The sequence below is a fragment of the Sinorhizobium sp. 8-89 genome, assembly GCF_030124325.1.
GTDB lineage: Bacteria > Pseudomonadota > Alphaproteobacteria > Rhizobiales > Rhizobiaceae > Sinorhizobium.
On record NZ_JASKLR010000049.1, the window covers coordinates 1 to 18,162 of the forward strand.

Consider the following 18,162-nt stretch of genomic DNA (forward strand, 5'->3'; position numbering starts at 1 on the left):
TTCATCAAGGTATCGCGCAGGAAGCTGCTGACCAGCAACGTCTTCACCGACGGCGCCGACCGCACTTCAGGACGCACGAAGGACGCTGTGGGGCTCTAACAGGCTGTTGAAGAAGTCTCCGGTTTGGCCTTGAGTATGGCCTCGTCGCCGTTGTGGTATGCGAAAGTGATCTCGATCGTGCCATCGTCGAGCAATTCGGCATGTCCGTCACCCCAGACTTCATCCATTTCGTCGCATCCTGCCCATGTGAAGGAGACCATGGACGTGCTGTAACCGAGATCGAGGCCCGCTTGCATCGCACCGAAGGCGATCTCGCCATGACCGTTGGCCCCGATGGTAATTTTGGCGGGCTCGACCAGGTCGAGATAATCCCGATCCCACAGATCGGCCTCGACGATCCGCCAGCAGCCAATCAGGCGGCAATTCGACGCCGCGCTCATGACAGCACCGCTATCAGTTTCGGTAACCGCACCAGATCATAGGCGGCGGCCGCGAAGGTGAAGGCCCATCCGACGCGGTCGCGGCCACGGAACTTCGTCTTGTCCTGCCCCGCGACGGTCTTGATCCAGCCGAACGCCTCCTCGATGCGCTTGCGGATACGCAAGCTGACCCCATAGCCGGAATGGCGCGTCGTGCGCCCGTCGATGGCCGAGCGGCGACCATTGATGTTCTGCGCCACATGGGGCGTCACCTTCATCGACCGCAAATCTTTGACGAAGTCCTTTGTGTCATAGGCCTTGTCGGCACCCAGCGTGATCGCTTGTGTCCGCTCAGTGAAGGGCTCGACCATGTGCAGCGCCGCTACCCGTTCAGCATATCCGCTGGCCTCTGTCAGATAGGCATCGACCAGCAGGCCATGGCGGTTTTCCATCAGCCCATGCCCTATGAAGCACAGCTTGGCCTCCTTGCCTTTGCCCTTCTTATAAAGTCTTGCGTCTGGGTCGGTCGTTGAAGCATGCGTCTCGTTGGAACGCCTTTCGCCATGAAAGTCTGCTTCCACATTCCGACCACCGGCATCCGACGGTGGTTCGCCAGAATCGCCCCTTGGGCCGTCCTTCGGCTTGAAGCTCTTCATCGACGCCCAGGCTTCGATCAGCGTGCCATCGACAGAGAAGTGGTCCGTTGACAGCAGCCGCTTTACCTTGGGCTGCGCCAGGATCGCACGGAGGAACTTCGCGGCGATGTCGCCTTCCAGCAACCGGTCGCGGTTCTTCGAAAACACCGAATGGTCCCCAGCGGGATCGTCAATGCCAATGCCAACGAACCAGCGGAACAGAAGGTCGTATTCCAGCCGCTCCATCAAAAGCCGCTCAGAGCGGATCGAATAGAAGGCTTGCAAAAGCATGGCGCGCAGAAGCTTCTCAGGCGCGATCGACGGCCGCCCGATCGGCGAATAGAGCGCTGCAAACTCCCGTTCCAGCAAAACGAGCGCGTCGTTCACGATCCGCCGGATTGCCCGCAGCGGATGATCACGACGAACCCGATCCTCCAGATCGACATAGCTGAAGAGTTCACCCGTCCTCACATCGCCGCCGCGCATCCATCAACTCCGAAACTCACGAAGCCACTGAATCACGGCTAAAGCCTCTAGGCCAGCTTCTTTTTCAACAGCCTGCTAAGCCTGCAACGAGGGCTGCCGTGCGCGGCTCGTAAAGCCGCGGGCATAAGCAGATCTTGAACGAGGGGGCGTCTGCGGGGCCCAGCGCTGGCAAAGACGGGTGCTCGCGCTCGGAACTCATGAGCGCCGCGACCTTGGCAGGTGCCAGCGGCGCGAACGATCGATCCTGGTGCGATTAGTGTCTCAGATCCAAGTGTTCGCCAGAAACCGCGTCGATCTACTCTTTGCGCTAACAAGTCTCGGGGCGAGATTCGATTCGGGCGGCCTCCTGTAGCAGCATCTGCCGCATCCAGAGACTTGCCGGATCGCCATTGTGAAGGGCCGGCCATTGAACCGCAATGGTGAATGCGGGAAGTGGCACCGGAAGGTCCACGATCTGCAGCGGGATCGTCTTTGCGAAATGCTTGACCAGTCGTGACGGCATAGTCGCTATACGGTCGGTGCCCGGTAGCAACGGCGGAATCATGCTAAAGCCCGGCACGGCTACCTCGATTCGCCTTTTGAGACCGTATTCCAGCAATAACCATTCCTCTATGGTTGGCTTCAGCGTACGCCCGAACTTGACTGCAATATGCCCCATCGACATGTATTTTTCGAAGGAAAGCTGTCGCGACAGCTGTTGGTTCGTGGGGCAACCCACGCACACGAGTGTTTCGACAAGCAGTTTCGCTTTGGGGTGTCCGTTCGACATGAACTGTTCCGGAAGGATTAGAAAATCGACGTCACCGCGCCGGAGTAGTTCATCGGGTTCATCATCGAGAGACAGCAACTCGAAGCTGACGGCGGGGGCTTCCCGCGCCACACGCCCCACGACTTTGTCAAAGAACACCAGTGTCATGAAATCGGAAAGGACGATCCTGAAGCGGCGCTCCGATTGTGTCGGGCTGAACGGCTCCCAAGCAATGATGGAGAGCTGAATTTGCAGAAGGGCGTCGCGGACCGCGGGAGCAAGCGCTTCCGCACGCGGTGTTGGGATAAGTTCGCGGCCCTGCATGGTAAACAGCTCGTCGCTAAAATAGGTACGTAGCCGGGCGATGGCCGCGCTCATCGCCGGCTGACTGAGGTTGATGCTGCGTGCCGCAGCCGTAAGCTTGCGCTCGGTCATCAGCGCGTCGAGCGCAACGAGCAGATTGAGATCAAGGCCCTTGAATCGCATGTCCTGTCGCATCCATGGCGTGAATGAGTGTAATCCACATAATCGATTTTACCAATGATGTCGAATGCTATTAGAAAGCGCTGAATTTAACCGAAATCAAGTGCCCGCAGAGAGATTGAGAACGGTAGAGGAAAACCACAGTCGATGACCGGCACGAAGGGTTCACCAACGCAATTACGCCACAAGTTTCGGACCGGACGCCACGCGCACGTAGGACCTGTGCGTCTAATGGCGATGCTCCCCACGTGGGGCACGCTCGGCGGGCGGCAAGTAGACGCGCAAAGCGTTGGATCGCGCCGCGTCTGTGTCGAAGTCAAACGATAGGAGACCAGGATGCCAGATCAACTCGTAGATGACGTTATCGCGATGATCAAAAACCGTGTCGCATCGAACGGCGCCGATGTATCTCCCGGCTTAAGCGGCAACGAGATAACGGCTGCCAGCGAACTGACCTCGCTCGGAGTCGATTCGTTGGGGCTGGCGGATATTCTCTGGGACCTCGAACAGAGCTACGGCATCAGAATCGAGTTGAACACCGCCGAGGCCTGGTCAAACCTCCAGAATGTCGGCGATGTGGTGGAAGCCGTACGCCGCTTGCTCGCCGAAGAGGTTTGAATGCACAGACGCGTCGTCATCACCGGAATGGGTGGGCTGTGCGCACTCGGCACCGACGCTGCCACCATCTGGAAAGCAATGCGCGAGGGTCGTTCCGCTATCGGCCCCATCGTCCATTCGGAGCTTCATGAATTGAAGGGCATGGTCGGTGCCGAGATCCCAGCGCTGCCGGAGCACGACATCGATCGCAAACAACTCATCTCCATGGACCGCTTCAGCCTGCTCGCGGTGATTGCAGCGCGGGAAGCCATGCGACAGGCCGGACTCTCCATTGATGAAGGAAACGCCCACCGCTTCGGCGCAACGGTGGGCGTTGGCATCTGCGGCTGGGGCGCGATCGAAGAAAACTACCGTGCTCTCCTTCTAAATGGCGCCCGCCGCGCTGCCATCCTTACCGCACCTAAAGTCATGCCGAGCGCGGCTGCCGGTCAGGTCAGCATGAACCTTGGCTTGCGCGGGCCTGTCCTGGGCGTCACGTCCGCTTGTGCCTCAGCAAATCATGCGATCGCTACGGCGGTCGATCAGATCAGGCTCGGTCGCGCCGACGTAATGCTTGCCGGCGGCAGCGAAGCGCCGCTCATGTGGGGCGTGCTGAAGTCATGGGAAGCACTGCGTGTCCTGGCGCCGGACACCTGCCGGCCCTTCTCGGCCGATAGAAAGGGCGTGGTGCTGGGCGAGGGTGCGGGGATGGCCGTGCTGGAAAGCTATGAACATGCGGCAGAGCGCGGTGCCGTAATACTTGCCGAGATCGCCGGCGTCGGCTTTTCCGCCGATGCGTTCGCTATCGTCGCACCTGCTGTAGAGGGGCCGGAGGCGGCTATGCGCGCCTGCCTTGCTGATGCCGGGCTGAATGCCGGGGATGTGGACTACCTAAACGCGCACGGCACTGGGACCAGAGCCAATGATCAGACCGAAACGACGGCGATCAAGCGCGTCTTCGGTGACCATGCCTATTCAATATCCATCTCTTCCACCAAGTCCATGCACGCGCATTGCCTCGGCGCGGCGGGAGCGCTTGAAATGATTGCCTGTGTGATGGCGATGCGCGAGGGTGTCGTGCCGCCGACAGTCAATTATCGTGAGCCAGACCCTGAATGTGATCTCGACGTCACCCCCAATGTGCCGCGGGAACGTAAGGTGCGCGTGGCACTGAGCAACGCCTTTGGTATGGGAGGCACGAATGCAGTTCTGGCATTCAGGCATCTTTAGCAGCAAGCCAGGAGGGCTCGCCACCTGAGATATGGCCTCGCCTAGAGTTAGGACCGATCGACATTCATCGTAGCCAGATCAGGATCGCAGCGAGATAGATGACGCCAGTAAAGTGGAGTGTTCGGCGAGTAACGCGTTGCGACGCGTCGAAAGTGCTTGAGGCGATGGAATGGAAATGCCGTTCGATATTGTTTACGGTGCCGATAGACGACCGGGTCGTGCGGGATGATGATCTTGCGGGAACGGTTTGAGGGAATGACGGCTTCGGCCCCCTACTTGCGATCGTTGCACGCAAGGCATTGCTGTCATAGGCTTTGTCGGCGGGCACAGCCTGACCTTCCTGGCCGTCAATAAGAGCAGGAGCCTGCGTGATGTCGCCGACCTGACCGGCTGTCACAATGAAGCGCAGGGGACGTCCGAGCGCATCGACCAGCATATGAATCTTGGTGGTCAGTCCACCTCTGGAACGCCCCAGCGCCTGATCCTTGACCGCCCTTTTCCACTTGCCGCCTGTCGATGGGCGCGGACGATAGTGCTGTCGATCATCAGGTACTGATTGTCTCGGTCGGATGTCAGCGCATCGAAGACCCGCTCGGCGCTTTGACCCCGCAGCTTACTGTGGAACTGACGCGGGGATTTTCCGGGCCCACTGACAAGCCAGATCTCTACAGCCTAAATGCTCCAAGAATAATCTATCCAGACGACACCGCATCGATATGCCAGCGGTTGGTCAACGCATCAGCCGCCGACGAAACAGGCCCAGCGACAGGATGAACGGGATTACTATGTAGATGCAAAGCGCGCCGATGTGCAGGCCGACGCTTTCAACTGAGCGTCCAAGCAGCGCCGGACGAATGAGATCGATGGAATGTGACAGCGGCAAGAAACGCGACAGCTGCTGAAATGAGTCGGGTAGTTGGGTGAGCGGGAAGAGCGCGCCGGACAGGAACAGCATCGGGGTGATGACAAGGGTCTGGTAGAATATGAAATAGTCGTAGCTGGGTGCAAGCGCCGTGACAATCATAGCTAAGCTCGCAAAGGCGAAACCCGTAAGCGCGATGAGTGGCAAGGTACAGAGAACGGACGGCCATTCCGCATAGCCTAGCATCGCAGCAACAATCGTGATTCCTGTACCGGTCACAAGAGCCTTGGTGGCTGCCCACGCTAATTCACCTAGAACAATATCGCCAAGGGAAAGTTGAGTGCACAGGATTGCTTCCCAGGTTCCGCGCATTCGACCGTAAGCCGCATAGAGCGTTTCGAAGGTCGACGCAGTCATCGCGCTTGCGGCGACCATGCCCGCTGCCAGAAAAGCGATGTACGATGTACCCTCAACGTGCCCTACCATTATTCCGAAGCCGGTGCCTAGTCCAAAGAAGTAGATCATTGGATCGGCGAGGCTGCCGAGAATCGACGCAAGTGCAACCTTCTTCCACGCCAGAAAATTGCGACGCCACACCGCAATCCAGTTCCACCCATTGGCGGGCAGAGCCGTCGCATAACGTTCCCACATTCGTTTAATCCTTCATTTCTCGACCAGTTAGCCGCAAAAAGACATCCTCAAGATTGGGCGGACGCTCTAGAAGGCGCAGGCCGGGCCGCTCACGAAGTTGCGCGCGTACCTGATCTGGATCGGTCGTATAGCAGAAGAGGGTCTCTCCGCTCACCTCCAGGCGCCGAGCATAAGGCCTGACCAGCGTACTCAGCTCACGCGGGTTGCCACCGTATATCTCAATTACCTGACAGCCGATCTGCTCCTCGATCAGCGCATGAGGTCGACCTTCGGCAATCTTGCGCCCTTCTTCAAGGATGCACAACCGGTCGCATAGCCGCTCTGCCTCTTCCATGAAATGGGTCGTCAGGAGAATTGTCTTGCCGCGTGCCAACAGGGACCGCAACCGTTCCCAGATCAGGTGGCGCGCGTGCGGGTCGAGACCAGTAGTCGGCTCGTCCATTATCAGGAGCTGTGGGTCGTTGATGAGTGCACGTGCAAGCGTCAGGCGCCGCTTCATGCCGCCGGACAGGTCCGCGACGCGAGAATCCGCTTTGCTCTCGAGGCGCGCGAAGTCAAGCAGGGATGGGATGACTGCTTCGATCTCACGCGTGCTCATTCCGAAGTAACGACCAAACACCTGCAGGTTCTCGCGCACCGTGAATTCCAGATCAAGGTTATCGAACTGTGGAACCACGCCGATGCCGCTGCGTGCCAGGCGAGCCCTTGCTGGCACAGGTACTCCGAGCACAGCGATGCTGCCCGCGTGAGGCGGTGTCATGCCGAGGACCATACGCGCGATTGTGCTTTTGCCTGCCCCGTTCGGCCCCAGCAGACCGAAGCACTCCCCCGTCGCAACAGTGAACGAGAGGCCGTCGACAACGAACTTGTCGCCATATGACTTTCTTACGCCCGCAAGATTAATCGCCGGGGCTGAAACACAGTCTGCTGGAGAATGTTCTGCGTCTATATGCCTGTTGTGCTCCTGCTCGAACAGATTGGTGCCGAACCGGCACCGACCATCCGGGGTCGACTTCTGACGCAATAAATTCATGTCCCGCCTCAAACTCGTCCATCTAGAGTAACGCAAGTATCACCCGTCATTTCGAGTGCCGTGAGACGCCGCCAATTTCTGGCTTTGAATAGCGTTCAGTTTCTCATTGCTATCGGCTACGCTGACCTCGGATCCGCGCGACAGCCAATCGCTGTTGCTCAATGTACACAACGCATAGGCTTTCAAGGGCAGTAAGAGAAAGATGTTGATGAGTGTGTGCAGCGAGAACGCGAGAAATCGAAGTTGGCCCGCTCGGAGCGCCGCCACGCTGCAGCGGATCACGGTCATGGATGCAATCATGAGGATTGTCGACCAGGGAACCGTGGCTGTCAGTGCCAATTGCGCAAGCCCCGTCAGCACCGAGAGGGCGAGAAGTAGCGGACCAAGGTTCTGTCCGATCACGTCCAGCGTCAGATAGCGATCGAGACCAGACAGTAGACGCAGCCCAAGCAAGGTGTCTCGGAACGTGCTTCTTGCCCAGCGCAGTTGTTGGCGCAGATACGGTTTTAGCCTATTCGGAACGACGGTGGCCGCGATGGCGTCCGGGACATACTCCGTTTGAAAGCCCGCCTTCAGCATGAGGATCGTGAGATGGCGATCCTCGCCGAAGTCGCTTGGCTTGCCCCTGAAGAGTTGCGTCTCGTATTGATCGAGCAGCAAAAGGAGCGCGGATCGGCGGTACATGGCACAGGGGCCGCAGCAACACATAACAGCGCCGAAGCGAGCCTGCGCCGCACGCTCCTCGTTGCAAGCAAGCCAATACTCCATATCGATCAACCGCGTCAGCCAAGTGTCGCTCCGATTGCCAGCCGCGAGCTGACCCATTGCCGCGCCTATCGCGGGATTTTTCATCTTCAGGACAAGTTTGGAGACGACGTCGGGCGCGATTGTCGTATCCGAGTCGACATTGAGCACCAAGTCTCCCGATGAACGCCGTATCGCGGCAATCTGCGCCTTACGCTTTCCGACATTCTTTGGCAGCAAAATGAACTGAAACGTCGGATTGTGCGCATAATGAGATTGCACGGATAAGACGGCATCTCGATTCGCAGAACCGTCATCAACTACATAGATCCGCAGTTCTCCGATATAATCTTGATCCCCAATGGAGGCCAAGCAAGCACAAAGCGTCCGCGGGTCCTCATTGTAGCTCGGCACGATGACATCCACGCTCGGCAGCACGTCGGAAGCGGCGGCACCCGCTGGTGCGGATGAGACGTTTGTTGGCAAGGCATAAATGGCTTGCATGCCTTTATAAGCAGTCGAGAGCAGCGCATATAAAGAAATGGCCACGCTGCTGGTGGTACCGAGCAGATCCATGGGATTCCGTCCGTTCAATAATGCTGAGCAAGCGAGTGGATTGAAAATCCACCATCATGCAACGCTGGGATTATACGAGATAGCGCCTCGACCGTCTGGTCGCGTAGGCTGGCATGACTGCCCGGCTTCAACTCGTCGGGAGGGCACCCGTCGTGCAGAAGTACAATCGCGCCGGGCCGGACAGATGCCAGGACTGAATCGACAATGGCGTCGACCCCGGGGCGAGACCAGTCTCGAGGGTCTACCGACCAGTGCACGGGCGCCATTTCAGCCTTGGTTGAGACGGCAAGTACTTCTTCTGTCCAGGCTCCAAATGGCGCCCGCATGTGTCGCACTGGGGCGCCGGGGCATGCCATTCGGATAGCACTGTTCGCCTCAAGTATTTCGCGTTCTATTTCACCGAGACCGCATGTAGACAGGTCCAAATGAGTCATCGTGTGGTTAGCGACCTCGTGCCCTTCGGCAACCATACGTCGGATGAGTTCCGGTTGCTGTTTCGCATAAGCACCAATGACGAAGAAAGTCGCCGACACACGGTGCTCTGCCAGCAGATCCAGGATTTCAGGAGTGAAGAGCGGATTCGGGCCGTCGTCAAACGTCAAGTAAACGCGACGATCTTCGGTGCCGTCAGCAGAGAAGCTCGGCACTTCGCATTTGCAATTCAGTTGTTTCATAGCTCTGGACCATTCCTGTCAATGAGCGTACCGGAGGGCCACTCGCCCATTGGACGTCCGATCGGAAAAACAACGACGAGGAGCTCCTCGAGCCGCGTCGGGGGCAGGTCGAGATACACATCTGCGAGGGTGGAGCGGATGCGAATGCCCGGAAGGATGGTCGCCAGACCGTCTCGGCAGAGCCTGTCAACATGCTTGAACAGTGCGTGCCGAACAGTGCCGAACAGGAATGGAACGCCGAGCTGCCGAAGCGCTGGGTACAACACACGCATCGAATGACAGAGTCCAAGGCCTTCAAGGTCCGGGCGGACTCCCCACAGTCCTAGTTCGCCCACCAGTAAATCAGTCTCTCCAACCTTGATAAAACGGCGTAATACTCCCAAATGGGCCGCCACACCGCGCGAGTCGTAACCGACGACACGCAGCTCGGGCCGTGCTCCGGCCCAGCTGCGACCATTTTCAAATGGTTTTGCGTTAAAGGCGCCCGTCGGCCCATAGGTCGCTCGAAAAAACTCAGCAAGCTCCGTGTGGTCGGAGAGTTCTAACTCGCTTTCCCAGCACAGTTTCCACCGCACCTGCATGTGCGTCCTCCTCGCACCGTCGCAACCTTGCGGCCGATGCATTTGATTTCGGTTAAATTCAGCGTTTTCTAATAGCTGTCCGTGGGATTGGTAAAATAGATTGTTTGGATCACCTCCATCGATACCATGAATATATCAGCGACTTGGCGCCGGTCATGGTGATGCATCTTCAGCACCCGACCGCCGATCTCTTTAAGCGCTTTGATCCGAATCTCTTCGCAGCCGCAGCGCTTTACCTCGACTCAGCTAGAGCAGCTTCGTCTCCTCGACGACTTAGGAACTGCTGCCTCATCGATCTTTACTGCTCGTGCACAACGCGAGTGGTCAGTTCTTCAGATCAGCCAGGAGTGGAAGAAAATTCTCAGTTCAGCCGACACGCGGGCGACGGGGATGCGGACCCTGTCGCGGATTTACTCCGCGTCTCGCCACCAAATCGAATCCGACAAATGTCCTCCAACGAATGCCGAGGCGCCCCGCGTGGTCGGCGCAGCACCGCAGGAGAATCTATTTCTAAGGGCTTGCGCACCGGCGAGCAACATCTCCCCTCGCCGCCGGAATGGGCTCGTCGAAGCCAGTGCACCCGAGTATGTGGTTAGCTGCTCAGCGTTCGGCAAATTCGTCGACGAGACGTACGATGTCGTCCTCGCCCAAATAGGAACCGGTTTGAATCTCAATTATCTCCAGCATGATCTTGCCCGGATTCCCCAGCCGATGTACCGCCCCCTCTGGGATGTAGATCGACTGGTTCTCGTGCAGGATCCCTACCTCGTCGTCGATTGTCACTTCCGCCACCCCTTTCACGCAGATCCAGTGCTCCGAGCGATGAAAGTGCTTCTGGAGCGACAGCATTTTACCCGGGTGCACGAACAACCGCCTTACTTGAAAGCGATCGCCGGTGAGTATCGTGGTGTAGCCTCCCCATGGCCGCAGCGATGTTGGATGCGATTCCGTAAGATGTGCCGTATTCCTGTCGCCAGCGAGGCGCTTCACAAGGTTTCCGATCTCATGTGCCTCTTCCAATCGGCCCACGAAGACGGCGTCTTCGCTGGCGATGACAGCGACGCCGTCGAGTCCCTGTACAGCAAGATGGCTGGCACGCGACATCACAAGTGAATTCTTCGTGTTGGAGACCGTCGCATTGCCTTTGATCACGTTACCGTCCACATTCCGCTCCCCGATCTCCCAAACAGCATCCCAACTGCCGAGATCCGACCAGGAAAAATGCGATGGCAATACAGCGGCGTTCGCGGTTTTTTCCATCAGTGCACAGTCTATCGAGATGGATGGTGCTTTGCTGAAACCCTCAAAGGCGAGCCGTAGGAAGTCGGCGTCGACAGTTGAGCCATCCACAGCGTTTTGGGCCGCCGTCAGCACGTCGGGTGCGTATTCCTCGAGCTCGGCGATGACCGTACCTACCTGGAAGAGGAACATACCAGAGTTCCAAAAGTAGTGGCCGCTCTCCAAAAGAGCCGCCGCCTTTTCGCGGCTAGGTTTCTCGACAAAACGGTTGACCGCATGCGCGCCATTGCCGATGTCCATGCCACATTCAATGTAGCCGTAGCCCGTCGCCGGCCCAGTGGGTTGTATACCGAACGTCACGAGCTTGCCGTCCGCTGCGGTCAGGCAAGCTGAGTGGATACAGCTTTTGTAGGCGTCGTCGACCGTAATGGCGTGGTCCGATGGCAGCACAAACAAAAACGCGTCCCTACCAAACCGATCAGCCACGATTCGTGCGGCGACGGCGACTGCGGCTGCCGTGTTACGTGGCACCGGCTCAAGGACGATTCTGGAAAGCGTGACCCCCCGCTGACGTGCCTGTTCGGCCACCAAAAACCGGTAGTCCTCATTGGTGATGACGAGTGGTGCTCCATATATTGCGGAATCAGACACGCGTTCAAGCGTCGCTTGAAACAGCGTTTCCTCGCCTACCAGCTTGAGAAACTGTTTTGCGGCAGTTGCGCGGGACAATGGCCAGAGCCTTGTGCCCCTACCCCCTGCCATGATAGCCGGGATAATCTTTGGAAGCATGGAATTGCTTTTTGAATAGTTCAGCTGACGCTTCATAGCCATTTAGGACGCGTGACGCAATAACACTTGTTCGATTCGTGTTCGACTCGTCCTCTTTGTTTGTTAACGTTGCGATGAGCGGCTCCTGAACACTGGGTAGTGATGGGGAAAACAATGAAGCCGAAATTCGGCACTAGTGGTCTGCGCGGACTGGCAACCGATCTCGTCGGAAGCGTTTCGGCGCTCTACGCTACAGCCTTTTCGAAGATGCTCCTCCAACGGGGGCAGGCCGGCCGAGGAGCAATCGTATTGATAGGCCGCGACTTTCGCCCATCAAGTCCCGAGATCGCCGCTACCTGCATGGGAGCGCTCGCCCGGGCAGGAATGGTGCCGATTGACTGCGGAGCGCTGCCTACACCAGCACTTGCTTTGTATGGCCTTAAACTCGGTGCCGGATCACTCATGGTGACGGGGTCGCATATCCCGGCCGATCGAAACGGCATCAAGTTCTATGGGCCAAACGGCGAGATCGACAAGGCTGATGAGCAGGCGATCACGGCGCTGGCGGAGCAGCTTGCAGTCGACGCCGATGCATCAAGGGTTGAGCACGGCCACGGCATCGATCACTCCGCCGAAGCAACTGGCCTCTTTATCAAACGTTACGAGGCCCTGCTTCCAGAAATAGACCTTAAGGGGCTAAAGGTCGGCGTATATCAGCACAGCAGCGTTGCACGCGACATTTTGATTGCGATCTTGGAGAGCCATGGCGCAAATGTTGTACCGATCGGCCGATCCGAGTTTTTCGTCCCTGTCGATACGGAAGCATTATCCGAGGCGACATGCGAGAAGCTCGCGAGCTGGGCGAAAGAGTACGCGTTTGACGCCATTGTGTCGACCGACGGAGATGGCGACCGGCCCCTTGTGGCGGACGAAACTGGGACACCATTGCGTGGTGATCTGCTCGGCCTCATTTCGGCAAAGCTCCTGAGGGCCAAGTTTATCGCTACGCCTATAACTAGCAATTCCGGAATCGAGGCGGCGAGCGGCGTCGAGGTGGTGCGTACACGGGTTGGGTCGCCTTACGTCATTGCTGCCATGAGCGAGGCGGTTGAAGGCGGAAGGCAGGGGGTGATGGGTTTCGAGGCCAACGGAGGCGTCATGCTAGGGTCGGACTTCTCGGTTGGGAGTGCCTCGCTTCCCGCCTTGCCTACCCGGGACTGCATGCTGCCCATTATTGCCACACTCCACATGGCCGCAGACGCCAAAATTCCTCTCTCGGCCCTCGTCACACAGCATCGCCTGCCAGTCGCTCAGTCCAGCCGGATCGAAAACTATCCGGTCGACAGGAGCTGCGCCCTGTTGGCGCACTTGAAAGCGTCGGAGGGCGCCCTGTCTTATCGATTCGATAAGATCGGACGCGTGATGGCCATGAATGACGTGGATGGTCTGCGCCTCACATTCGAGGGCGGCCGGATCCTGCACATCCGTCCTTCAGGAAACGCGCCCGAAGTGCGTTGTTACGTTGAAGCGGACGACCGAGATACCGCCGAACACCTGCTCTCCGAAGGATTGGCGGTGCTTAAAAATTGGATTTGAAAAAGTGCTGGCGTAGACTTGGTTGACTGCCTCGAGCGCTAGGCGGCTGTTTCGGCTTTGGTCGTCCCGCCCTCGAGTTATCAGTGCTATGCCTGCCGTCGCAGCGCAATCGCCCATGATCCCGATGCCGCGACTTGTAGAGCTGGAAGACGCTGTCGCTTGCTCGCGCTCTACAGGAGATGGCAATAGCTCTCTTCCTTCGGTCCAATTGCCCCACCTGAGCAGGCGCGCGGCTCGCCCCACCCCACCCAACGCCCGTCGTCATCGCACGTCTCCACGTATCCACGCCATGGATGTTTGCTATCCAAACAATCAATTTTACACATGCTGCCGGGGCCCATTAGAAAACGCTGAATATGACCCGAAGCGAATGCATCGGCGTCAAGATTTGCGAGCGGCGCAGAGATAAGGGTGGGCAGCGCTGAGGGAGCTCTGCTGCTCCACGTCGCAGTGCCACGGGGACTGCACCAAATTGTCGGGCGTCGCGGTCGACGAGTGATCGAACAGGGATCCCACACCAGATGCAACCTCGTGTCCTTGTATCTGAAACGAGACTACCAAAAATGCAGGCTAGTGGATTGATGAAGCGCCGGTTTGTCGTCTCTCGGAGGCGTACGGGTTTCGGTGATTGTCTGTGGTCGCTGGCGGCCGCTTGGCGCTACGCTCAGCGGTCGGGACGAACGCTAGCCGTCGACTGGCGTGGATCCTGCTATCTCGATCAACCCTTCACAAATGCCTTTCCGATGTTCTTCCAACCGATCAAAGACATCGCTGGCGTACCGGTCATTTGCGACGACCGGATCAACGATTTTTCCTTCCCTGGACCGTTCTTCCCAGGGTGGTGGAATAGGCCATCGATCGACTGCGTTTACCGTCCAGATGAGCAGATTTTCCAAGAGCGCGACGAGTTAGGCGAGCTCTTTCAGGCCGAGCACGATGTCGAAGCGAACACGGTTGTGTGTGACGCCTGTTTGATGTGGCGTTGCGATGAGGATGCCGAGCGGCAGGTGTTCCAGAGTGTCGAGCCCCGGCCCGAAATTCAAACACGCATAGACGCCATCTATCAGGAGCGTTTTGAGGGGCACAGCATTATCGGGGTTCATGTTCGGCATGGTAACGGTGAAGACGTCATGGACCATGCACCCTACTGGGGCGATCCGGAGCTCGCCGTTCGCCAAGTGTGCAGTGCGATTGATGAGGCTAAAGCGTTACCGCACCCAAGGCCTGTGCGGGTGTTCTTGTGTACCGACAGCGAGCAGGTCTTAGATCAGGTGTCGGCTAGGTTTCCCGATCTTCTCACCGTCCCCAAGCGTTTCCGAGCCGATCAGGCAGGCCCTTTACATACTGCAGGACTTGGAGTTGACGGCGGAATTTCCGCCCTCGTTGAGATGTATCTTCTCGGGCGCTGCGACACCGTCATTCGTTTTCCCCCGACAAGCGCCTTTACACGTTATGCACGCCTTTTCGTACCACGGGTAATTGAGTTCGATCTGAAGGATCCAAGTCGTTTGACTTTGATAGAAAGCGGTCAAATCTCCCGTCTTAGCCAAGACCCGCCATGGCGATTCAGCAAATGCAGCGAACAGGCATAGCGACGTTAATCACGCTCCACGAGATGCGGGCCATATGTCGAGCTGCTGCCGTCTAAAATGCACTAAGGCGCGACAGTTCGGCAGCACTCGTATTACGGATAGCGTACCGCTGGCACTGTCTGGTCTGCGCCAAGGAGCGATTATCTCTCTCTAGAACCAGGGTAGTGACGCAAACCCCTCGCCCCAAGCAAACTCATTGGAGATTTCAAAAGTGGCAGATCGGAAAATAGCTTTGATAACGGGCATCACGGGACAGGATGGGGCATACCTCGCGGAACTGCTGTTGGACAAAGGCTATATAGTTCACGGCATAAAGCGTCGTTCGTCGTCATTCAACACCCAACGAATAGAGCACATCTATCGGGATCCCCACGATCCTGAAGCCAGATTTTTTCTCCACTATGGAGATATGACAGATGCGACCAATCTACTGCGCATTGTTCAGCAAGCCCAACCGGATGAAATCTACAATCTTGCCGCGCAGAGCCATGTCCAGGTAAGCTTCGAGACCCCTGAATACACCGCAAGCGCTGATGCGCTTGGTACATTGCGCATGCTGGAAGCCATCCGAATTCTTGGGCTGACAAATCGGACGCGGTTTTATCAGGCATCAACTTCAGAGTTGTATGGTTTGGTTCAACAGGTCCCTCAAAACGAGAACACACCGTTCTACCCGCGTTCACCTTACGCTGCCGCTAAGCTCTACGCGTACTGGATTGTCGTGAACTATAGAGAGGCTTACGGCATTCACGCATCCAACGGTATTCTTTTCAATCACGAAAGCCCGCTTCGAGGTGAAACATTCGTCACGCGCAAGATTACGCGGGCCGCGGCAGCCATCAGCCTCGGTAAACAGGAAGTGCTTTATCTGGGAAATCTTGATGCTCAACGTGATTGGGGTCATGCTCGTGAGTATGTGCGCGGCATGTGGATGATGTGTCAGCAGGATAAGCCAGACGACTATGTCCTGGCTACGGGGGTGACCACATCGGTCCGCACGTTTGTAGAATGGGCATTTGAGGAAGCCGGAAAGACGATTGAATGGCTGGGAGAAGGCATCGAAGAAAGGGGTATTGATGTCGTCACAGGCAAATGCATCGTGGCGGTAGATCCGCGTCATTTCAGACCGACGGAGGTAGATCTGCTCTTAGGCGATCCCACAAAGGCGAAGCAGGTCCTGGGCTGGAGACACGAGACAAGTGTGAGGGAGCTTGCCCGCGAAATGGTCAGGGAAGATCTGAAGTTAATGAGAGACGCGTTACAGTAAGAGACTTGAATCCGATGTATTCGCTAAGCGGGAAACGAGTTTGGGTCGCAGGACACGGAGGTATGGTCGGCAGCGCCATAACCCAGTCGCTCGCCTCAGAAGATTGCGACGTCATCGTTGCGGATAGACAAAACCTTGATCTCACGCGGCAAGAGGCAGTTCAGCAATTTCTGTCAAAAGAAAAGCCGCACACCGTCGTAATGGCCGCAGCGAAGGTTGGCGGCATCCTGGCAAATGACACTATGCCCGCCGACTTCATCTATCAGAACCTGGTGATGGAGGCCAATGTTATCGACGCCTCGTTTCGAAATGGCGTCGAAAAGCTTATTTTCCTGGGATCGAGTTGCATCTATCCGAAGTACGCTTCGCAACCCATCAAAGAAGACGCGCTCCTGACTGGTCCACTTGAGCCGACCAACGAATGGTACGCAATCGCAAAGATCGCTGGTATTAAGTTATGTCAGGCCTACCGCAAGCAACATCGCGCAGACTTCATCTCGGCCATGCCAACGAACCTCTATGGCCCTCGCGATAACTTTGATCTTACCTCAGGTCATGTTGTGCCGGCATTGATACGCAAAGCACACGATGCAAAGATTAAAAACCTCGATCGGTTGTGTGTATGGGGGAGCGGAACGCCTCGTCGGGAGTTCTTGTACAGCGAAGATTGTGCCGATGCCTTGATTTTCCTGCTTAAGCATTACTCCGAAATGGAACACATTAACATAGGTTTTGGCACCGACATAACTATTCGCGAGCTTGCACGCCTCGTCTGCGACGTTGTTGGCTTTAAAGGTGATATAGAACTTGATATATCCAAGCCGGATGGAACGCCGCGAAAACTTTTGTCCAGCGAAAAACTACTATCGATGGGGTGGCGCCCTAAAACCTCCATCGAGGTTGGAGTTGCCAAATCCTACGAATGGTTTATCAGGAATGTGGCGGACAGTTAGACTTCGGGCTGGATTCCCCTCCCCCAGGGAGACCCACCGCCTTCGAGTTCACCCCGTCCACAACGAATCGCCGCGAGGTTGATCCCCTCGGCTTCCACCATGAGGAGTGCAATCGTTCACGAGCACTTGACACTGATCGCTGCCGGCGAGCGGCCATTCGCGCCGCTTCGCATTTCGCGCCGATGTTCCGCGGCCGCGTAGACCACTCTAAAAGGTGCTTTCGCGCGACGCGGAAATGGACGACCCACGGCCGGGGCCGACGAGGGATGCGGACCGCTCGCGGAACGCCACGCTCGGGCGGTAAAGGTCGAACGGTCGAACTAAGCGCAGCTTGAGTTCCAAAGAGACGAAGATCGCGCCAAGATCGGTGCGGATAGCGGCAGGCGCCGTAGAACGATCGGCTACAACATGCATGATTGGCCTCCACAGAGTTGTTGGTCAGCAACCCCACTCTGCCAGAGCACAGGTCGCTATCCACCACCGTCATGGGACCTTTGATGGGATCCTTGTGTTCCGAATCAAAGGCGCTATGGGTCAGGTTCTGCATGTTGGGTCGGCTCGTTCACAACGCCCACAGGCTTGAAATGAGCGGCGAGTCCATGCGCCGTCTGCGCCAATCGGCCGAAACACAGACCTGAAAGGCCGGACCCCAAAACCGTGGAAAATACCCTGGCCAAAGGAATGTCGGACGCGCGGCCCGCGATCAAATTGGAATGGTGCGCGGCATCAGGTTGGAATGCATGCGCGCGATCGTCGGAATCCGCAGATCATCCCACACTGGAGTGCGAGCCTCGGTCGAGGGACAGAGTAACCGGCCCAGTATAATCAAGCGCCAGATGTATCAGCTCTCCAGATATCCACTGCTGACAAATAGGCTACTGGCCGCCGTCTGATTCTGCGCAACGCGCGCGCTACGATGGAGAGTGGAATGCGCATTTCGCTGATTGTGAGCAGCCATTTCACGCGATGGTGAGCGCTCATTTCATCTGATCGTGAGCAGGTATTTCACGCGATCATGAGCGGCCGCT

17 protein-coding genes are annotated in these 18,162 nt (G+C 57.3%); 6 read left to right on the forward strand and 11 right to left on the reverse strand.

The genetic code is table 11. The features are described from left to right. Positions 1 to 95 precede the first annotated feature (95 nt). The 3 genes from QN219_RS32660 to QN219_RS32670 all read right to left on the reverse strand — a co-directional run bounded on the left by QN219_RS32660 (position 96) and on the right by QN219_RS32670 (position 2,774). Positions 96 to 440 (reverse strand): hypothetical protein, encoded by a 345-nt coding sequence (locus QN219_RS32660; protein ID WP_284004569.1) that lies wholly within the window; start codon positions 438 to 440, stop codon positions 96 to 98. Beyond that, complete coding sequence (locus QN219_RS32665; protein ID WP_284004572.1) at positions 437 to 1,540, reverse strand: IS5 family transposase; 1,104 nt, start codon at positions 1,538 to 1,540, stop codon at positions 437 to 439. The genes QN219_RS32660 and QN219_RS32665 overlap by 4 nt, the downstream gene beginning before the upstream one ends. Before the next feature lie 307 nt (positions 1,541 to 1,847). Further along, entirely contained in the window at positions 1,848 to 2,774 is a 927-nt protein-coding gene (locus QN219_RS32670; protein WP_284004574.1) for a LysR family transcriptional regulator, read from the reverse strand. Between the two features lie 333 nt (positions 2,775 to 3,107). Between QN219_RS32670 and QN219_RS32675 the strand changes: the two genes are divergently transcribed. Together QN219_RS32675 and QN219_RS32680 are read left to right on the forward strand one after the other, a co-directional pair. Beyond that, positions 3,108 to 3,389 carry an acyl carrier protein gene (locus QN219_RS32675; protein WP_283979293.1) on the forward strand — a complete coding sequence of 94 codons (282 nt, stop codon included), beginning with the start codon at positions 3,108 to 3,110 and terminating at the stop codon, positions 3,387 to 3,389. Next, complete coding sequence (locus tag QN219_RS32680; RefSeq protein WP_283979294.1) at positions 3,390 to 4,598, forward strand: beta-ketoacyl-[acyl-carrier-protein] synthase family protein; 1,209 nt, start codon at positions 3,390 to 3,392, stop codon at positions 4,596 to 4,598. Between the two features lie 64 nt (positions 4,599 to 4,662). Here the strand turns inward: QN219_RS32680 and QN219_RS32685 are convergent, their stop codons facing one another. The 7 genes from QN219_RS32685 to QN219_RS32715 form a co-directional block, all read right to left on the reverse strand. Next, entirely contained in the window at positions 4,663 to 5,169 is a 507-nt protein-coding gene (locus QN219_RS32685; protein WP_284004584.1) for a transposase, read from the reverse strand. A gap of 159 nt (positions 5,170 to 5,328) precedes the next feature. Further along, entirely contained in the window at positions 5,329 to 6,111 is a 783-nt protein-coding gene (locus tag QN219_RS32690; protein WP_283979295.1) for an ABC transporter permease, read from the reverse strand. A 4-nt stretch (positions 6,112 to 6,115) separates the two neighbouring features. Then, positions 6,116 to 7,144 carry a nodulation factor ABC transporter ATP-binding protein NodI gene (gene nodI, locus QN219_RS32695; RefSeq protein ID WP_283979296.1) on the reverse strand — a complete coding sequence of 343 codons (1,029 nt, stop codon included), beginning with the start codon at positions 7,142 to 7,144 and terminating at the stop codon, positions 6,116 to 6,118. 39 nt (positions 7,145 to 7,183) lie between these two features. Further along, positions 7,184 to 8,464, reverse strand: a complete 1,281-nt coding sequence (gene nodC, locus QN219_RS32700) for a chitooligosaccharide synthase NodC (protein WP_284004575.1) — start codon at positions 8,462 to 8,464, stop codon at positions 7,184 to 7,186. Between the two features lie 14 nt (positions 8,465 to 8,478). Further along, the gene (nodB, locus tag QN219_RS32705) at positions 8,479 to 9,138 is read right to left on the reverse strand and encodes a chitooligosaccharide deacetylase NodB (RefSeq protein WP_283979298.1); all 660 of its coding nucleotides are present in this window, start codon (positions 9,136 to 9,138) and stop codon (positions 8,479 to 8,481) included. Then, on the reverse strand, positions 9,135 to 9,719 hold the full coding sequence (locus QN219_RS32710; protein ID WP_309486656.1) for a NodA family N-acyltransferase: 585 nt from the start codon (positions 9,717 to 9,719) through the stop codon (positions 9,135 to 9,137). The genes nodB and QN219_RS32710 overlap by 4 nt, the downstream gene beginning before the upstream one ends. Before the next feature lie 600 nt (positions 9,720 to 10,319). Continuing rightward, positions 10,320 to 11,747, reverse strand: coding sequence for a mannose-1-phosphate guanylyltransferase/mannose-6-phosphate isomerase (locus tag QN219_RS32715; protein ID WP_284004585.1), 1,428 nt, complete (start codon positions 11,745 to 11,747; stop codon positions 10,320 to 10,322). Positions 11,748 to 11,900: 153 nt separating this feature from the next. Between QN219_RS32715 and QN219_RS32720 the strand changes: the two genes are divergently transcribed. The 4 genes from QN219_RS32720 to QN219_RS32735 all read left to right on the forward strand — a co-directional run bounded on the left by QN219_RS32720 (position 11,901) and on the right by QN219_RS32735 (position 17,134). Beyond that, positions 11,901 to 13,322 (forward strand): phosphomannomutase, encoded by a 1,422-nt coding sequence (locus QN219_RS32720; protein WP_284004577.1) that lies wholly within the window; start codon positions 11,901 to 11,903, stop codon positions 13,320 to 13,322. 581 nt (positions 13,323 to 13,903) lie between these two features. Beyond that, positions 13,904 to 14,914 (forward strand): nodulation protein NodZ, encoded by a 1,011-nt coding sequence (locus QN219_RS32725; RefSeq protein WP_284004588.1) that lies wholly within the window; start codon positions 13,904 to 13,906, stop codon positions 14,912 to 14,914. 211 nt (positions 14,915 to 15,125) lie between these two features. Beyond that, the gene (gene gmd / locus QN219_RS32730) at positions 15,126 to 16,181 is read left to right on the forward strand and encodes a GDP-mannose 4,6-dehydratase (protein ID WP_283979301.1); all 1,056 of its coding nucleotides are present in this window, start codon (positions 15,126 to 15,128) and stop codon (positions 16,179 to 16,181) included. Positions 16,182 to 16,195: 14 nt separating this feature from the next. Then, positions 16,196 to 17,134 (forward strand): GDP-L-fucose synthase, encoded by a 939-nt coding sequence (locus tag QN219_RS32735; RefSeq protein ID WP_284004580.1) that lies wholly within the window; start codon positions 16,196 to 16,198, stop codon positions 17,132 to 17,134. 207 nt (positions 17,135 to 17,341) lie between these two features. Here QN219_RS32735 and QN219_RS32740 read toward each other — a convergent pair whose 3' ends face one another. Further along, positions 17,342 to 17,548: a hypothetical protein gene (locus tag QN219_RS32740; protein ID WP_284004582.1), complete on the reverse strand. Its 207-nt coding sequence runs from the start codon at positions 17,546 to 17,548 to the stop codon at positions 17,342 to 17,344. Between the last annotated feature and the right edge of the window lie 614 nt (positions 17,549 to 18,162).

What these genes read in the sequence shown, in the direction of transcription:
- QN219_RS32660 (WP_284004569.1), bottom strand. Translation starts at nt 440, where the DNA reads ATGAGCGCGGCGTCGAATTGCCGCCTGATTGGCTGCTGGCGGATCGTC.
- QN219_RS32665 (WP_284004572.1), bottom strand. Translation starts at nt 1,540, where the DNA reads ATGCGCGGCGGCGATGTGAGGACGGGTGAACTCTTCAGCTATGTCGAT.
- QN219_RS32670 (WP_284004574.1), bottom strand. Translation starts at nt 2,774, where the DNA reads ATGCGATTCAAGGGCCTTGATCTCAATCTGCTCGTTGCGCTCGACGCG.
- QN219_RS32675 (WP_283979293.1), top strand. Translation starts at nt 3,108, where the DNA reads ATGCCAGATCAACTCGTAGATGACGTTATCGCGATGATCAAAAACCGT.
- QN219_RS32680 (WP_283979294.1), top strand. Translation starts at nt 3,390, where the DNA reads ATGCACAGACGCGTCGTCATCACCGGAATGGGTGGGCTGTGCGCACTC.
- QN219_RS32690 (WP_283979295.1), bottom strand. Translation starts at nt 6,111, where the DNA reads ATGTGGGAACGTTATGCGACGGCTCTGCCCGCCAATGGGTGGAACTGG.
- nodI (WP_283979296.1), bottom strand. Translation starts at nt 7,144, where the DNA reads ATGAATTTATTGCGTCAGAAGTCGACCCCGGATGGTCGGTGCCGGTTC.
- nodC (WP_284004575.1), bottom strand. Translation starts at nt 8,464, where the DNA reads ATGGATCTGCTCGGTACCACCAGCAGCGTGGCCATTTCTTTATATGCG.
- nodB (WP_283979298.1), bottom strand. Translation starts at nt 9,138, where the DNA reads ATGAAACAACTGAATTGCAAATGCGAAGTGCCGAGCTTCTCTGCTGAC.
- QN219_RS32710 (WP_309486656.1), bottom strand. Translation starts at nt 9,719, where the DNA reads ATGCAGGTGCGGTGGAAACTGTGCTGGGAAAGCGAGTTAGAACTCTCC.
- QN219_RS32715 (WP_284004585.1), bottom strand. Translation starts at nt 11,747, where the DNA reads ATGCTTCCAAAGATTATCCCGGCTATCATGGCAGGGGGTAGGGGCACA.
- QN219_RS32720 (WP_284004577.1), top strand. Translation starts at nt 11,901, where the DNA reads ATGAAGCCGAAATTCGGCACTAGTGGTCTGCGCGGACTGGCAACCGAT.
- QN219_RS32725 (WP_284004588.1), top strand. Translation starts at nt 13,904, where the DNA reads ATGAAGCGCCGGTTTGTCGTCTCTCGGAGGCGTACGGGTTTCGGTGAT.
- QN219_RS32735 (WP_284004580.1), top strand. Translation starts at nt 16,196, where the DNA reads ATGTATTCGCTAAGCGGGAAACGAGTTTGGGTCGCAGGACACGGAGGT.
- QN219_RS32740 (WP_284004582.1), bottom strand. Translation starts at nt 17,548, where the DNA reads ATGCATGTTGTAGCCGATCGTTCTACGGCGCCTGCCGCTATCCGCACC.